Below are 17,553 nucleotides of genomic sequence, written 5' to 3'. Positions count from 1 at the left end.
TTTCGCGTAACTGACGGTCTTGCCAAGCCGACTGATTTTTTAAACCATTTAAGCTATCAATAATTAAGCTTGGGAAATCTTGAGCGCCTAAAAGCAGGTCAGGTAATTGCTGGCCAAGCTCTTTTACATTTTTGACTGGGTTCATGTTGGATTTGACCCATTCCGTCAAAATTGGTTTTGCCAATTTCCAGATGTCGAGCTGCGGATAAAGATCAGTACCTAAGCCTTCTACATGCACTAAAGTTTTGAGTAGCAGCATGAGCTGTGGTGGTATCTCAAGATGGAAGCGTCGAGCAATATCCATGACTTGAATTAAGATACCCGCAAAATCAAGTTGATCCATTGGTTTAGACACCATTGGCCCAACAGTGCGGCGCATTTCACGTGCTAAAGCATCTTGGTCAGTACCCGGTGGAATCCAGCCAGCTTGATGCACAATTTGAATAAGCTGCATAAAGTTGCTGTTCATGACAGCAAGCAACATGCGGGCAACCGTCATCTGGTCGTGTTTAGATAGCTCACCCATAATCGCACAGTCCAGTGCAATAAAGCGTGGATTGCTTGGATTAATGGTTTCTACAAAGACATTACCGGGATGCATGTCTGCATGGAAAAAGTTATCGCGGAAGACTTGCGTAAAGAAAATGGTTAAACCTTTTTCTGCAAGTTGTGCGCGGTCCATACCTAGACGGTCAAAGGTTGCCGTGTCTGAAATAGGCACACCAGTAATGCGCTCAGCCACCATGACATCTTTGGTGTCCATGTAGACTTCTGGCACATACATCATGGTTGAGCCAGTAAAGTAATGGCGCATACGGCGGGGGTTATCTGCCTCAATACTCAAGTCCAGTTCATTTAAAATGATCTGGCGATAGTCTTGAATAATTTCGGTGAGATGCAACGCACGGGCAGCTTCAAGGCGGCTTTCTAGCGTATTGCCTAACCATGCCAAAATTTCAAAATCTTGTAAGATTTGATTGCGAATGTCAGGGCGAGTGACTTTAACAACGACTTCGCGACCATCATGCAATGCAGCAGTATGCACTTGGGCAATTGATGCGGCAGCTAATGGCTGGTCATCAAAGCGAGCAAATAATGTATTAACGTCAGCTTTTAACGAATCTTGAATACGTTGTTTAGCAACATCTCCATCAAAAGGTTTTACTTGATCTTGAAGTAAAACCAGCTGAGCGAGCACCTCAGGTGGAATCAAGTCACGACGAGTAGACAGTAATTGACCGAGCTTGATTGCAAGTGGTCCCATATCTTCTAAAGCTTCTTTGAGCTTTAAAGGATTTTTACGTTCACGACTCGACCATGCAGCAGGGTGCATTTTAATAATATTTAATGCATGCTGAGCTTTAACTGGTAATTCATCCGCAGGGAACAACGTATCGAGTCTATAGTGCGCTGCAATACGCCAAAGTTCGAGTAAACGTGAAACGTGCGGAATCATATACAGTCTTACCTAGTCTTGAGAGGGTTGTAGTTGTGCATTGAGTTGCTGCAATCTTGCTTCAAGACGGTCAATGTCTTGATTAAGCTTGCGCGTTGCTTGAGTTAAGTCGTCCATTTCCCAGCGAGGGGCAAATAGGCCGCTATCTTCTTTTAATGCGTCTTCAGCAAAAAACAGATGGCTTTGCACGGAGCGTTTTAAATGTTTTGGTGCAAGTTGAATCTTGCCAATTTCATGAGCGAGTTGAGGACCCACCCATCTTGATAAATGCGCAGCTAAATCTGGTTCAGCTTGCTGCATAATCTTTTGAATATCCTGTAGGAGGTGGTAATCACCTTGCAATGGGATATTGCCAATCTGGTCTGGATCGCTGACCAATAATTTAATCAGTTCAATGACATCTTTAACATGCAAAGTTGCAGTTGCTTCAGAAATTCTGAATTGCGCATCAAAAGGGCGTTGTTCAAAAATAGAAGGTTTTTCACTGTGCCCTGTTGCAGTAGGTTCAAGACGTACTTTTTCTTGGTCAAAGAATACATCGACAGAAAGCTGCGGGCTATCAATCACAACACGCAACATTTTGCCCTGTAACTGATTAAGCTGAATACGAGTAACCGCATCCAGATCGATCAGATGATGAATGATACGTTCGACTGCACCGAGTGCCAGAATCGACCACATATCGTTATCCCTTACAGTTTGAAGCCACGGTGAACGGCAACGATACCAGCAGTAAGGTTGTGATAGTCACAGTTCTGGAAGCCAGCATTTTCCATCATACCTTTTAAAGTACGTTGGTCTGGGTGCATACGGATTGATTCAGCCAAATACTTATAGCTTTCTGAGTCATTTGCAACTAATTTACCCATAATCGGTAAAGCAGTGAATGAATAGAGGTCATAAAGTTTTGAGAATGGCTCAAATACAGGTTTAGAAAATTCAAGAATCAGTAAACGGCCACCTGGTTTTAACACACGGAACATAGATGCAAGTGCTGCGTCTTTATCTGTCACGTTACGTAAACCAAAGCTGATTGTTACAAGGTCAAAGCTGTTGTCTGCAAAAGGTTCTAATGTTTCTGCATTGGCAAGAACGAAGTCAACATTGGTACAGCCTGCATCAATTAGACGGTCACGACCCACATTGAGCATAGATTCGTTAATGTCTGAAAGTACAACATGACCTTGCGGACCAACTTCACGGCTAAATACTTTTGCTAAGTCGCCTGTACCACCCGCAATGTCTAACACGTGTTGACCACGGCGAACACCAGACATGTTAATTGCAAAACGTTTCCACAAACGGTGAATACCAAATGACATCAAGTCATTCATCAAGTCATATTTGCTTGCAACTGAATGGAAAACTTCTGCAACTTTTTGTGCTTTATCTTCAGTTCTAACAGTTGAGTAACCAAAGTGTGTGGTTTCACCAACGTTGCCAGTATTACCAGCACCACGAGGTAAATTGTATTTCGGTACAGAACCATTCACAGGCGTGTCTGTTAAGGTTTGCTGTAAAGTTTGTTGTTGCCCTTGAGGGGTACCTTGCGGTAAAGGTGAGCTTAGGAATGGGCTAACTTTGTCTGAACTTTGTGCCTGCTCAGTTGGAGATGTTGGCTTTTGGTTTTCGTTAGACATATTGTCTCTCCTAGACTCAAACTCAAGTGAAACGGAATAAGTTCTGCATGATGACAGATTTTGTCTATTTTTACAGGCATCATCATGCAAATATAATGAATAAAATCTCAACTTCGTGAGGTTGAGTTTTTCTATGTGCCGACCTTATCACACTCTAAACGGATTCGGATGCCCTGAATGTACATTTTCAATAATCTGGCGTTCTTTTTCAGTAAAAGTCTTGATAAAGATCTCGGCTGATTTTAACGGTTTCATCGCACTAAAACCATCTTGAATGAAATCATACATCAATTCGAAGTGATATTTTTGGGCAATACCTTTACACATTTTAAAAGCAGTAAACATCATAAATGAGCGCATGTATTTATCGAGCGCTGCTCCTAAATCATCAAGAAGGGCAAGCTGTTGATAACGCACTTCTGCTTGATCGAGCTTGATTAAGGTTAAACGCATAATCTCATCAGTGAGTACTGTATCTGCCGGATAGTCCTCAAGAAGTTGCATTGCTACTTGCTCATCAAGTTGGGTTGCAAGTACAGCCAAACTTACTGATTTAGTACCTGTTTTAATTGCATTCTCAGGTAAGACTTTTTCTGCTTTATGCGCATATTTCAATAAGCGTTCGATTTGAGCTGCAAGAGCATCAAATTCTGGGCCACCATATAAACGATTTAAAAAGTACTCTGACATGAGCTTGTGCGCTGGCAGATTAAAAAAGTCATGATGCGTATCTTTCATCCGCTCTTTTAACCATGTTTGTACATCTTGCAAACGTTGGGCAAGCACAGGATTATCGTGATAATTAAATGTTTTATATTGTTGTAAAAGATCATCAAAAGCAGCGAGTTTAGACATTTAAGGCTCTAATATTGGGCTATTTGCAAAAAATCATAAAAGGCATTGTAACCTTGTACTATGGCGAGTAGATGTAAAAAAAATGATTCATGCGTCAATTTTTAAACAGAATTTTATTGCAATGACATAATTTGTATAGCAATTCATCATTTAACCGCATAAGTTAAAGATCATCGAAATTAAACAATAAAAGATTAGAGTCGTGGACTATGAGTGAACAACAACCAAAATTTGAGATTCGTGATGAAGAACAGCTTTCAGTCGATTTGATTGAAGCACAATATGCGTTAAAAGAAAGTCGGGGCAAACCTAACGCTAAAAGCACACTGATATTAATGAGTGGTATTGAACTGGCTGGAAAAGGCGAGGCTGTTAAACAACTTCGTGAATGGCTAGATCCACGATATTTACGAGTCAAAGCAGACGCGCCACGTGTGCTGACAGATACAGAAGCATTTTGGCAATCTTACTCGGAGTTTATTCCGACTGAAGGACAAATTGTGGTGATGTTTGGCAACTGGTATAGCGATTTGCTCGTCACCGCAACGCATGTTTCCGAGCCTTTAGATGATTCGCGTTTTGATGAATACGTTGAAAATATGCGGGCATTTGAGCAAGATTTAAAAAATAACTATGTCGATGTGGTTAAAGTCTGGTTCGATCTATCATGGAAATCGCTGCAAAAACGTTTAGATAAAATAGATCCGTCAGAGCAACACTGGCATAAGCTGCATGGTCTAGACTGGCGTAATAAAAAACAATATGACACTTTGCAAAAGTTACGCCGTCGTTTTACCGATGATTGGTACATTATTGATGGCGAAGATGAAAAGCAGCGTGATCAGTTTTTTGCTCAATATCTTTTACAACACATGCGTCAACTTCCAGAGCATGAAACTGAAGTTAAAGGAAAATGGCAGCAAGCTAAAATTCCAGAGAGTTTATTAAAACCTTCTAATGAACCACTTGAAAAAGCTGAATATAAAAAAGAGCTCGATAAACTGAGTAAAAAAATTGCCGATGCCATGCGTTTTGATAAACGCAATGTCGTGATTGCTTTTGAAGGCATGGATGCTGCTGGTAAAGGTGGGGCCATTAAGCGAATCGTTAAAAACCTAGACCCGCGTGAATATGATATTCACTGTATTGGAGCACCTGAACGTTTTGAAGCACGTCATCCTTACTTATGGCGCTTTTGGAACCGCATTAATGAGGCCGAAAAAATCACGATTTTTGATCGGACATGGTATGGACGTGTACTCGTTGAACGTGTCGAAGGTTTTGCTTCACCTTTAGAATGGCAGCGTGCCTATGATGAAATAAACCGCTTTGAAAAAGATTTATTTGATAGTCAAACGATTGTAGTAAAAATTTGGCTGGCGATTAGTAAAGATGAGCAAGAGCAGCGTTTTAAGGCCAGAGAAGAAACACCGCATAAACGCTTTAAAATTACCGCAGAGGATTGGCGTAATCGTGATAAGTGGGACGATTATTTAAAAGCGGCCGCAGATATGTTTGAGCGAACTAGTACTGAATATGCACCTTGGTATATTGTCGCAACCGATGATAAATATACGGCACGTTTAGAAGTGTTGAAGGCCATTTTAAAACAGCTGAGAGCAGACTAAGCTCTCAGCTACAAGGCAAACATTAATTTACAATAGTGCTACGGCTTTTTTGCTGAATACGTTTTGCAAGGTTATAACTATCATTTAGATGAGTTTCTGCTATTTTTTTCATCATGAAATAGCCCAAACTTGCTGCTACAATTTGCCCACCTAGTGGTATAAATTTAGTCACCTGTTTCGTTACGATTTTGCCAAGAAAGCCATTAAATGTTTTTTTAACTGTAGTACGCGCTACTACAAAGCCTGAAAATTCAAAACCGCGTTTACGTAGTTCATCCCAATGAATTGTTTTAGTTTTCGGGTCGTAGACACTCACGTGTTCAGGTGCTAAGCCAAAACGGGAATTGATATCTGGAATAAGGTACGACAAAATTCCCAAATCGACTGCCACGTCAAAAAAAGGAATCGGTACAATTGCCGCTCCTGCTGAGACGTAAGCTCTTTTTTTGATGAGATCATGACACTCATCGCGAATTTGTTCCAGATTTAGGCTAGGATCAATATAGTCAGGAATCTTGTCAATTTTCATAATGTCTACCTGTATAAGTTTCTTGAGGGCGTCATTTAAACCAAGTGTAAGTGACACCTAAAGTTAAATTATGCTGTGTTTAAACCAACGTGACATAGTCAGATTCAGTTGTATAGTAATGAATGTTTATGATTTTGTGCATAAATTATGCAAGCAGGATATGAAATAAATGGGGATTCATGTTATTCAAAGTCAACGTATTGATGTGTTGTTGCAAGGTGTATTGACGTCTACATCTCAAGCTTCAACGCATCCATTACAGGTTTTGAAAACCCAGCATTTTATTGTTCCAAGTCCTGCGGTCGAGCAGTGGCTGATACAAAAACTTGCAGAACAGCAAGGCATGAGTGCTAATTACCAGTTTCACCAACGGGTACGTGGCTTCCAGTGGTACGCCTACCAGCAAGTTTTAACTGCGCATAAAGAACAGGTTCGTAAAGCGAACATCCCACGTTTAATTTTTAAATGGCGGGTGCATCAAGCTTTGCACGAGTTCATTCAACCTGACACGATAAGTATAGATTCGTCGCATCCTTTACATTCTATTGTTCAGCGTATTTATGACAGCGCAGATCGACTCGAACAAGGCATAGACAAACAATTAAAAAAACAAAAAATGCTGTACTGGGTCGCTGAGCAGGTTGCCGATCTATTTAGTAACTATATGATTTATCGTGGGCAGTGTCAGCGTGGTTGTGAAAATAGTTGTACCTGTCCGGAAAACTGGTTGTCTGCTTGGGGGCAGGGCCGAGCACTAGATATTGAAAAATATATTGTGCAAAAAGATGAAGAAGTGACTGCTTTTGCATTACATCAAACTGAGGAGCTAGAACGTTGGCAGCGTTGGTTATGGCAACAACATTTTCATGATGACTTTTTGCAGATGCAGCAAATTGATGCATTGTTTTGGCAAGAGTTAGATCATCCAGACCGCAGTAAGCGTGCTATTTCAAGATTACCTAATCAGGTGGTGATCTTTACGTTATTAGATTTGCCGCCAAGCCAGTTACAGTTCTTGCGCCGTTTAGGCCAATACGTTGATGTACTGATTTTGCACTATAACCCTTCACAAGAATATTGGGCCGATAGTGTCGATCCACTCTGGAAACAGCGTTATGACTTAGGGGTAAAAGAGCGTTTTATTGCGAAAAATCCAAAGGCTACTGATGCTGAAATTAGTGATTTCTTTAATAAATTTACACTCAACTTTAATGCTGAAGCGCGTGAGTCCAGACATCCGCTTTTAACCCGATTGGGTAAACAAGCCCGCGACCACTTTTCTTTATTATCGAATTTATCTACGGGTGAAGAGGGTAAGTGGGTTGACGCTTTTGTGGATGATTTCCCTGAAAGTCTGCTTGGTAAAGTTCAGTCAGATATTTTGCATTTAGTGGAGCCTCAAGCTAAACAATATGAGCTTGCTTCCGATGATGACTCTATTCAGATTCATGTTTGTCATTCGACTCTACGTCAACTTGAAGTATTAAAAGAGCAATTAATCTGTTGGTTGGCTAAACCGCATGAACAGCCGCGCCGTCCAAACGATATTTTAGTTCTAGTTCCTAATTTGGCCGACATAGAGCCTTTAATTCGAAGTGTATTTCCTGCTACTGCCACTGAGCAGGGTGTGCATTTGCCAGTAAAGATTGCAGGTGTTGCATCACTTGATGCACTGAATGCTTGGCGTGCCGTGATTGGGCGTATTCAACTGATGCAGGGCCGTTTTAGCTTTGATGATTTTGCTGATTGGTTAAGTTTGCATGCGACTCAGCAACGTTATGAACTTGAGTATGTTCAGGTTGAGCGAATTCTAAATTTACTTGCCGATGCCGGCTTTAAACGAGGGCTTGACGCAGAGCATCTCAAACGTAGTTTGTGTGACGGTGATGATGATTATCGATATAGCTTTAAATTTGCTTTAGAGCGATTGGCACTTGGCATTGCTGTGCCTGCGCATGCGACATTTAATCAGGTGTTGAGTTATGCCAAAGTTCAACCGAGCGATTTCGAGTTGGTGGGTACACTCATTCAGATTTATCAAGATTTGAATGAACGGCGTGATTGGTTGACTCTGCATGAACAAGGAAAAGTCTATACGGTTGAATATTGGCTCCAAGTGCTGGGCAAAGATATTGTTGAATTTGAGCAGGTCGGTGTTGCTGCTCTAAAAGCTGTGAGGGAAATTGTTAAAAAACAAGAGCGAATGTTGACGCTCGCAAGCTATTACGCCGAGACAGACACAGGAACTTTGCGCAAAATCACCTTGCCACTACCTTATATTATTGAAGAAATTCAACGGACATTAGAAAGTCAAAGTGCGCAAGCTGAGCCGACTGGGCAAATTACTTTTGCCCAAATTGGACACATTCGACCGTTACCTTATCGTTTAATGGTCATGCTAAATCTTGATGCAGGGCAATTTCCAAACCGCGATACCCATGTTCCATTTGATTTAATGGATGCACTGCGTCAACAGTTAGGCGATCGCTCTCGACTTGAAGATGATCAAGGGGCGTTTTTAGATGCTTTATTATTAGCCCAAGAAAATTTATGGCTGTTTTATAACGGCTTTGATGTGAACGATGGCGAGGTGCGAGAACCTTCGAGTATTCTTCAAGAGTTCCGTGAACATCTTGCCTTGATCGTGAAAGCTGAAGACGGTGTACCTGAAAGTGTCGTTATTGAAGGGATTGAAATTCCATCACAATTAAAACAACTCTATCACTTACATGATTTACAGCCATTCGACCCGAAAGGTTTTACCCTAGAAAAAAGTGTTATTCGCTATCAAGATCATTGGTTTAAGGTCGCTTCACAAATTCAGCAAGTTTCAGGAAACCGTCAACCTTGGGCGAACACAACCTATCCGCTACAAGCACCGGACATGTTGGTTTTAGAGAGCCAACAGTGGATACAGGATGTAACATTCCCTGCACGCCTCTATTTAAAAACTTTAGGGGTAGAAAACTTAGGAAGTGTCGGAGTGCTCGACCAAAATGAACCTTTGCTATTAGATGGTTTAGGGCGTTATGCGATTCGACATTTTTTACAACAATCTGAACAGCAAGCACAACCTGAAGTATTAATTGATCAGTTGCCTGTAGGTAAAGTCAAATATAGCGCATGGCAACAAGGTGTGTTCGAGCAAGAATGTTTGCTTGAACGCCTTCATCGTTATGCACCAGCAGTGACACAAACAACTCAGCGTATTTGGCGAATTGCTAAACAGCTTCATATGAATATTACCGTTCCGAAGTCTGAAACTCGGGACTGGGTGAGTATGGAACCTTCAAGCGCTCGGGCAAAAAGACGTGCTAAAGTCTGGTTAGAATATCTGCTCTGGTTAGCTTATTTGAATGAGGGTAGTGCAGGAGCTGAAAAGCGCCGTATTGTGGTTTTTAGCGATCAAACTGTGATTTGTAGTGGGATTAGTTCTGAGCAAGCTCGGCAATATTTACAACCATGGTTTAAAATCTGGCGCCATGCACAGCAACAACCATTGGTTTTACCAGCAGCCTTATTATTAAAGCCGCTAGAAAAAGCTAAAGCATATCAGTGGGAAACAACAAATCAGACAGAAAAAGCAAAACTGGATGAGAAGAGCTATGCTGAGCTGCTAAAATACTGGAATGAAACAGGGTCATTTACCACGATGGATATGACTCAAAATGAAGCTTGTAAGTTGCATCAAGACTGGAGCTTTATTTTACAAGAACAAGATGCGCAAGCTTTGCTTCAACATGCTTGTGATGAGTTTGCATATGATTTGTATCATCCAGTTTTTCAATTTCAACATTCGGAGTAAGGCATGAACTCAAGAGTACAGGTGTCTTATCAACCTATTATTGATATTGAATTTAGTGGTTTACACTTAATTGAAGCTTCGGCTGGTACAGGAAAAACCTATACCTTATCAAGTTTGATGGTCCGTATCTTTCTTGAAAAGTACTTGCCTAGACAAGTCATTGCGACTACGTTTACCCGTGCAGCCGCTGCCGAGTTAAAAAGCCGTATTCGTGCCCGTTTGGTTGAAACGTACCGTTATTTAGATGCCAAGCGTAGTTTTACAGAACAAGAATTACTTAAGCAGGCAGAGCAAGAACCTGACTTATTACTCCAGCACATTCTAAAGCATTTTGCGACGCGTATTGCCTATGCGTGTGAACGTTTAAAACTGGTTATAGATCAATTAGATGAGTTATTTGTTGGGACACTCGATAGCTTTAGCCAAAAACTATTACGTGAGTTTGCTTTTGAGAGTGGCAAAATTGAGCGCGCTCAAATCACCGATGATGCCAAAACTTATAGTCGGCAACTGATCCATGATGTACTGCGTGAATGGATACAGTCTCAACCTCAGACCGTGATTGATGCGTTGTATCTGGCGGGTGAATTAAAAAGTGTCGATAGTTTTGTCAAACTGGTCGAAGACTCACTGAATTTTAGTTCGGCTCACTTTAAACTCCCCGAAAAGCCTACCATTCAGTTTGAACAGCTTGCTCAGCTCAAAAAGCTGGCAGCAGAAATTGATATCAGTCTTCTAGAACCATATTACTCGCTTGATGGCGAGCACTATAAACATGTGAGCGGGACAGTATTTAGAAATGGGGCATTTAATAAACTATTTAGTGAATGTTTACCGCAGCTACTACAAGTTCTAAAGCAAAGCGACAGCATTTTGGTTTTTGATGGGTCATTAGCCGCACAACGAGAACTTGTTTTTAAGTTTTTAGGTCAACTTGCCGATCAGAAAGTTTTTAAGAAATGTCCTGCTGAAATTTCAGATGGTTTCTATCAGCATCCTTGTATTCAACAGATTCAGCAGTTATTTGGTGTGTTAAAAAACTACGCCGAGCAGTTCGACCAGCTTCATATTTTTTTAAAAGCCTATTTATGTGTAGAGGTGAAAAAACGTTTACCTCAGGTTTTGCAAAATAAAGGTGAAACTACTTTTTCTCAGCAAATTCGTACACTTTCTGAAGCTTTAAAAGGTGAGCAGGGGCAGCGTTTTGCTGTATTTGTTCAGGCACGTTATCCCTTAATTTTGGTTGATGAATTTCAGGACACTAACCAAGATCAAGACGACATGCTAGCGAGCATTTGGCGCCATCCAGAGCGCTACCAAAAAGGTTGTATGATTATGGTGGGTGACCGTAAACAGGCAATTTACGGTTTCCGTGGTGGGGATATGCTTACCTTTTTAAATGCCTATAAAGATATTCAAGCCAAACATGGCCGCGAATATAAGTTAATTCATAACCATCGTTCCGTTGCAGATCTGGTTGAAGTGGTCGACGCCTTATTTCAAAGGCAAATCGACTTTGGTGAAGAGGTTCAATATGACCCAATTCGAGCGGGCACTCGACCTCATCCTGTACTGATTGAGCAGAACAATCATAATCCTCACCCTTTGCGCTGGTTAATGCTCAAAGATAAAGAAACAGAGGCTCAGCAAGTTGCATGGAAGATTCGAGATCTACTTAACCAGTCACATGCTGGACAGCTATATTTTCAAAAAGATGCTCAGACTCAAGTCTTAAACGAAGATGATATTGCGGTATTGTCTCGTAATCATGATGGGTTGGATAAAGTTCAATTTGAGCTAGAGCGTTTAGGAATTCGGGTTAATAGGCCATCAAAACGAAGTGTTTTCGACTGCACGATTGCTCAAGATGTGGGTGCTTTGTTGACCGCCATACTTCATCCTTACGATGAGGCAAAAGTGAAGCGAGCTTTAATTAGCCGTCTATTTGCCATGGATTTAAAACAACTCTTGCAACTTGAGCAGACAGCCGAAGGGTTAAGCCAGTTTATGACTGGTTTTGACACGATTAGAGAGTTGTGGTCCGCTCAAGGCTTTTTAGTGGCATGGCAACAATGCCTCATCCAGTTTGATATATGGCAAAATTTGGTCTCTGCCCAAAGTAAAGATAATGAACGGGTTGTGGTGAACTTGCGTCATTTAACTGAAATTCTGAGTCAGCACAGTGAGAAATACTCAGGTGCTCAGAACCTTTATCACTGGTATCTCAAACAGTTGCGTTCTCCTCTTGACCGTGATTGGGAGTTAGAACGTAAATTATCGAGTGAAGCTGGTGTTCAGCTCATGACAATTCACCAGTCAAAAGGGCTGGAATTTAAGATTGTATTTTTATTAGGTGCAGATAAGCCCTTTCGAGAAAATAATAAAACACTCAATTTTTCGACCCAAGATATTGTCAAACCGGACTCAAACCAGACTTTGACTCAACGTGTCGTTGCGATTGCTGACAAGACTTATTTGAATGAAATAGAACTTAAGCAGCACGAAGAACGAGCGCTCGCTGAACAGAATCGACTTTGGTATGTCGCTTTAACGCGAGCAAGCCACCGCGTCTATGCGCTTTTACAAGATGGGGATGGTAAATCAGTATCAGGCCTCGCGTTTTGGAAAAATAGGACTGAGCCTTTTCAACACCGTTGCTGTACGGATGAAATGGTTTTGGAGCAGATTCCACAGGCAATTCATTTAGCCAAACAAACAAGTATTATTGAAATACAAGCACAACGGTTTCCTGAACAACGTTTTTATTCGAGAGGTAAAACCAGTTTCAGTTATTTGGCACAGCATTTAAAACATAAGGCTGGCACAGATTTATTGGCGAGTCAGAGCAATGATGCTGTATTAGCAGAAGATGAGCTGGATTTAATCAACACTGCTGAAGCAATCGGTGCTCAGCCGATTGACTGGATCAAGAGTAACTTCCCGCGAGGAACGCTTGCTGGTAATTTCTTACATGAAATATTTGAGCATATCGATTTTCAATGTTCAGATGAGTGGATCATAGAAATACGTCGTCGTTTTAAAAATGACTATAGTAGCCTTTGGCAAGATTTACTTAATAAATATAACGAGAGCTTCCCAGACCAAGAGGACGCCGAGAATCTGCTTTACCAGTCAGTTGCGGACTGGCTGAAAGATATTTTGCGAACACCGCTTTATCAAGGTTTCCGGCTAAATCAACTTCAACAAGAACAGTATTTGTCAGAGTTTCCTTTTTATTTAGCACTCTCAGATCGAGTTTTAGCGATGACACGTATTCAGCAGCTTTTCGCTGAGTATGGTTTGAATATGCCGGAATTACTTGAGGCTCGTTCAGCGCGTTACCTTAATGGTTCTATCGATTTGGTTTACTTTGATGGGCAGCGTTACCACATTGCCGATTATAAAAGTAATTACTTAGGTGATGATCTTGCAGATTATCGTAGCGATAGCATTGCCCAAAGCATGTCTTTAGCAAGTTATTGGCTACAAGCAGGCTTATATCTCGTTGCATTACATCGCTATTTGCAAGTCAAAATGCAGGATTACCAAATTGAGCAACACTTAGGTGGGGCAACTTATCTTTATTTACGTGGCATGAATGGTGAAGCTGAGCAGGGCTATTATTACTGGCAACCTAGCATTGAGTTTATTCTGCGTCTTGATGCCATTTTAGGGTATTTTGCTGAGGATAAAATTGCATGAAAAATGCTGATAAAGTATGTAATTTTAATATTAACAAATATTTGGCATGTGGATAAGCCTGTCTATAACCATGTGGACAAGCGTGTGGAAAACTAGGTGGATAAGTGTGTGGACAATCTAAATAGCTCTGAACAGGCCGATTTAAGCTGGTTAACAACGTGGAGTAACTTCTTAAATCAGGCTCCATTTACTGAGCAATCGCAAGTGTCAGAAGCCACTTGTTACTTACAGCAGCTTATTGAAGCGAGCTTACAAGGCGATAGCTGTATCGATGTCAGTTCTGAGCAAATTGCAGCACTTGATCAGCTTGCTATATCTGCCGATCAAGCAACCTCAAATGTTGCCCCATGCGTCTACGATGAGCAGGGGTTGGCATTATACCGATATTGGCACCTAGAGCAACGACTTGCAGAACAAATTTGTCGATTAAAACAACAATTAATTCAACCTGTATCTTTTGATGACCACTTAGACTTACTCACAGACCCGCATCAACAGGCGGCTTTACAAATGGTTGCTCGGCAGAGCCTGAGTATCATTACGGGTGGGCCAGGTACGGGTAAGACCTATACGCTTGCACGTATTATTGCTGTACTGAGCCAAGCAATTCCGCATATTCGTGTGGCGATGGCTGCTCCAACAGGTAAAGCGGCACAGCGCATGCAAGAAGCCTTACAGAACTCGTTTAATGACCCTAAATTGCTTGAGTCTGGATTAATTAGTGAAGAACTAAGGAATCAGGGAACACAAACAATTCACCGTTTGTTGGGAATGGGACATAGCCAAACACCACGGTTTAATCAAAAACAGCCTTTGCCTTATGACGTGATTGTTGTGGATGAGGCTTCCATGCTGGATTTAAATCTAGCTACTCTTCTATTTGAGGCGGTGCCAGAGTCTTGTCGAATTATTTTATTAGGAGATGCAAATCAGCTCGCTTCCGTCGACGTCGGAGCGGTTCTTGCTGACTTGCAACAAATACAGGCACTCGCCGACAACAGAGTACAATTACAAACCAGTCGCCGTTTTGCTGAAGGGGCATTGATTGGGCAGGTGGCACGTTTTATTCAAATGCAAACCAGTCAGATTAATCATGAGCAGGTTTTGCAACAGTTTGAAATCGACATTGTTCAGGTTTCAGAATTACGTTCAATTCCTTTAGAAGTTGATATGCCCGATGTGGTTCAGCTTGAGTATTTGCCAGAAGGGAATCACGCAGAAGTCGAAATTTACTATCAGAAGCTCATGCTAGGTTTCCAAGGATATGTAAAAAGCCTAAAAAATTATTTAAAAGAAGAACGCTCGATTGAACAGGTCCAAAACGTAGTAAAAGCATTTGATGACTACCGGATTCTAACCGCGATTCGTCATGGTCCGTTTGGATTGCAGCAGTTAAACCAATATGCGCAGCGTTGGTTGCAGCAGCAACTTTCAATAGTGACAGCAGGGGGATGGTATGTCGGTCGTCCTGTAATGATGACTTATAACGATTATCAGCTCGGTATTTCAAATGGCGATATTGGTTTGTGCTTTGAGCACAGAACTCAGCCACAGCAGTTTGAGGTATATTTTCCAAGTTTGAATAAATGGGTCGCTGCAAATCGATTACCTAAAAGTATTCAAAGTGCATTCGCTTTAACGATTCATAAATCGCAAGGGTCTGAATTTACCCATACTGCTGTCGTTTTAGATCAGGCTGCCAAGAACTTATTAAGCCAAGAACTTATTTACACTGCGATTACACGAGCTAAGAAAGTAGTCAGTCTTTTAGTGCATCAAGAGGCTTTATTACAAGCATTTACAGTTCGTACTACACGAAAAAGCGGTTTAGTTAAAAAAGTTAATCGGTTAGTTCGTTAAGACAAACTTAATATTTTTACCCTTGTAAGAAAAAGCTTACATAGATTCGAGATATTTGCTGCTAGAGTACACCCCGTGTTTTTGAGATTATAAACGCACAACGAGCTTGGCACGGAATGTCGGGCAAAATCGCACAATAATAATAACTTAAGTCGAGAGACTGCGAACTTACAATGAAGTAGGTGTATAAAGAGGAAACTTACAGCCGCTAAGCCTTGTAGTTTTGGGAGAGACTACAGGGCTTTTTTATATTCTACTTTTCACTATGTTTAAAAAAGCATTACAACATTTCGTTTTTAGCGCTATCTCCACTTTGTTTTTGTCTAAAGATTTAAATCAATAATATCAATATATTTATCTATAATATGATTTCAAAACAGGCATTTTTCCTGTGAATTGTTAAGTTATATGTTATACAGAACTGTACGTTAAAGGTTAAAAATGGCTATTTACCAAATATTATACAGACCTGTACGTTTTCACTTACATGATGATAAGAAAAATACTACTTTTCTTCATAATTGGATATGTCACAATACATCACATAAGGAAATAGAAACGAAAACATCGGAAGTGAGTTAAAACAACAAGAAGGATGTGACTAGCATCTCACCAACGACAATAAAAACAGTAATAACACGATAAACAAAAACTACAGCGCAAAAAACCCAAGCAGAAATGCTTGGGTTTTTTATTTGTTTCTACACTAAGTCAGTTTCATGAGAATCACTACCAAATAACGAACGGCGTTGATCTCTCGGTATACGTGGACATTGGGTTGAGATTTGATAGAGCACTTTAGCTAAAGCAGGTAGGTGAGTACCCACTACAGATTTACCAGTTGTTAATAAGGAAATACTGATATCTCTTTCAGGGTCGGCCCAACATAAAATGTTAGAGAATCCTAAATGACCAAATGCTTGTCCTGTCATTGGGCCAAAAAGACCTACAGGATTGCTACCTAACATTGGTCCTAAAGCATAGCGCATTGGAATTAACAAAGTACGGTCAATGTTAACGCCTGTGGTTGGCAGTGTTGCTCTGAAAATTGTTTTCTCACTAAAGATTTGCTGACCGCCATAGCTTCCACCACTTAAAAGCATTTCAAAGAAGCGGCCAGCTTGTTCTGCACTGGTATAGATGTTTCCAGCTGGGCAAATGGTGTCCATAAAACGACTATTGTTAGTTACATCAACTGCAAGTTGTAAACCGCCACCTAATACATGATTCAGATAGTGATCGGTACCAAGGCGTGGGTGCAGACCTGTTGCACAGTTTAAGGCGACTTCTGAACGGTATTCTGGTTTTAAGCCATAATTGAAATAAGGCATCCCCATTGGTTTTTCGATAGTTTGATGAACAAATTCACGTAAATCCTGCCCAGTCACCCGTTCAATGACTTCTCCTAAAATATACCCTGCCGTAACCGCATGATAGGCAAGGTGATTGCCAGCAGGAGACACAGGTCGGGCAGCATATAAACGTTTTAAAATTTCGTCTTTATTAAATAATAAATCTGGTGTGACATCGCCATCAATATAAGGAATGCCGCCACGATGTGCTAATAAATGAAAGATCGTTGCACGGCGCTTACCATTTACCCCATATTCAGGAACATAATAGCTCACGGGATCAAGCAAATTGATTTCACCTTTTTCATCTAATAGATGAATCAACATGGCTGTAATCATCTTTGATGCTGAAAATAGGCAAACAGGTGTGTTAGGTGTTGCAATCAGGGCATTTTTTTGAAGTCCTGCCGGAGAGTTTCCTTGGGCATATCCAATGCTTCGATTCAGCAAAATTTTACCTTGTCTGCGTAAACAAAAGGTAATGAGTGGATAGTTTCCGGTTTTATATAGTGCTTCTATACTTTTCCAGATTTTTTGAATCTGGTGATCACTCATTCCACCCTGTTCAGCAGCAACTTCATCTTTTTGTCGAATGACTTGCTCAATATTGTCCGGTACTGGACAAGTGTTGGTTGAAAAAATTTTCACACGTCCCTCGCGCTTCTTTCTTTTTATTCGAGGCTAGTGTGCAGGGTTAAGGTCTTCATGTCAGTGTCTAAAATGACA

At 40.9% G+C, this 17,553-nt stretch carries 10 protein-coding genes; 4 read left to right on the top strand and 6 right to left on the bottom strand.

The window, feature by feature from the left end:
* The 4 genes from J690_RS09380 to J690_RS09365 all read right to left on the bottom strand — a co-directional run.
* Positions 1 to 1,456 (bottom strand): ABC1 kinase family protein (locus J690_RS09380; protein ID WP_032035430.1); only part of this gene is annotated, 1,456 nt, incomplete at its 3' end.
* Positions 1,457 to 1,468: 12 nt separating this feature from the next.
* Complete coding sequence (locus J690_RS09375; RefSeq protein ID WP_032005102.1) at positions 1,469 to 2,137, bottom strand: ubiquinone biosynthesis accessory factor UbiJ; 669 nt, start codon at positions 2,135 to 2,137, stop codon at positions 1,469 to 1,471.
* A gap of 11 nt (positions 2,138 to 2,148) precedes the next feature.
* Positions 2,149 to 3,096 (bottom strand): bifunctional demethylmenaquinone methyltransferase/2-methoxy-6-polyprenyl-1,4-benzoquinol methylase UbiE, encoded by a 948-nt coding sequence (gene ubiE, locus J690_RS09370; protein ID WP_002114829.1) that lies wholly within the window; start codon positions 3,094 to 3,096, stop codon positions 2,149 to 2,151.
* A 147-nt stretch (positions 3,097 to 3,243) separates the two neighbouring features.
* Entirely contained in the window at positions 3,244 to 3,951 is a 708-nt protein-coding gene (locus tag J690_RS09365; RefSeq protein WP_032035428.1) for a DUF8198 family protein, read from the bottom strand.
* Between the two features lie 209 nt (positions 3,952 to 4,160).
* On the opposite strand from J690_RS09365, the gene pap reads away from it, so the two are divergent.
* Entirely contained in the window at positions 4,161 to 5,579 is a 1,419-nt protein-coding gene (gene pap, locus J690_RS09360) for a polyphosphate:AMP phosphotransferase (protein ID WP_005065911.1), read from the top strand.
* A gap of 22 nt (positions 5,580 to 5,601) precedes the next feature.
* Here pap and J690_RS09355 read toward each other — a convergent pair whose 3' ends face one another.
* Positions 5,602 to 6,108: a hypothetical protein gene (locus J690_RS09355; protein ID WP_005079307.1), complete on the bottom strand. Its 507-nt coding sequence runs from the start codon at positions 6,106 to 6,108 to the stop codon at positions 5,602 to 5,604.
* 169 nt (positions 6,109 to 6,277) lie between these two features.
* Between J690_RS09355 and J690_RS09350 the strand changes: the two genes are divergently transcribed.
* The 3 genes from J690_RS09350 (at position 6,278) to recD (ending at position 15,475) form a co-directional block, all read left to right on the top strand.
* Positions 6,278 to 9,913, top strand: a complete 3,636-nt coding sequence (locus J690_RS09350; RefSeq protein ID WP_032035427.1) for an exodeoxyribonuclease V subunit gamma — start codon at positions 6,278 to 6,280, stop codon at positions 9,911 to 9,913.
* A gap of 3 nt (positions 9,914 to 9,916) precedes the next feature.
* Positions 9,917 to 13,615 (top strand): UvrD-helicase domain-containing protein, encoded by a 3,699-nt coding sequence (locus tag J690_RS09345; RefSeq protein ID WP_032035426.1) that lies wholly within the window; start codon positions 9,917 to 9,919, stop codon positions 13,613 to 13,615.
* Positions 13,616 to 13,723: 108 nt separating this feature from the next.
* Positions 13,724 to 15,475, top strand: a complete 1,752-nt coding sequence (gene recD, locus J690_RS09340) for an exodeoxyribonuclease V subunit alpha (protein ID WP_032035425.1) — start codon at positions 13,724 to 13,726, stop codon at positions 15,473 to 15,475.
* A 701-nt stretch (positions 15,476 to 16,176) separates the two neighbouring features.
* Here the strand turns inward: recD and J690_RS09335 are convergent.
* A complete protein-coding gene (locus J690_RS09335) occupies positions 16,177 to 17,475 on the bottom strand; it encodes an EstA family serine hydrolase (protein ID WP_032035424.1) in 1,299 nt (432 codons plus the stop codon).
* Between the last annotated feature and the right edge of the window lie 78 nt (positions 17,476 to 17,553).

The sequence above is a fragment of the Acinetobacter sp. 742879 genome (genome assembly GCF_000588535.1).
Lineage (GTDB): Bacteria > Pseudomonadota > Gammaproteobacteria > Pseudomonadales > Moraxellaceae > Acinetobacter > Acinetobacter pittii.
This window is presented reverse-complemented; position numbering and strand designations above follow the sequence as displayed.

What these genes read in the sequence shown, in the direction of transcription:
- J690_RS09375 (WP_032005102.1), bottom strand. Translation starts at nt 2,137, where the DNA reads ATGTGGTCGATTCTGGCACTCGGTGCAGTCGAACGTATCATTCATCAT.
- ubiE (WP_002114829.1), bottom strand. Translation starts at nt 3,096, where the DNA reads ATGTCTAACGAAAACCAAAAGCCAACATCTCCAACTGAGCAGGCACAA.
- J690_RS09365 (WP_032035428.1), bottom strand. Translation starts at nt 3,951, where the DNA reads ATGTCTAAACTCGCTGCTTTTGATGATCTTTTACAACAATATAAAACA.
- pap (WP_005065911.1), top strand. Translation starts at nt 4,161, where the DNA reads ATGAGTGAACAACAACCAAAATTTGAGATTCGTGATGAAGAACAGCTT.
- J690_RS09355 (WP_005079307.1), bottom strand. Translation starts at nt 6,108, where the DNA reads ATGAAAATTGACAAGATTCCTGACTATATTGATCCTAGCCTAAATCTG.
- J690_RS09350 (WP_032035427.1), top strand. Translation starts at nt 6,278, where the DNA reads ATGGGGATTCATGTTATTCAAAGTCAACGTATTGATGTGTTGTTGCAA.
- J690_RS09345 (WP_032035426.1), top strand. Translation starts at nt 9,917, where the DNA reads ATGAACTCAAGAGTACAGGTGTCTTATCAACCTATTATTGATATTGAA.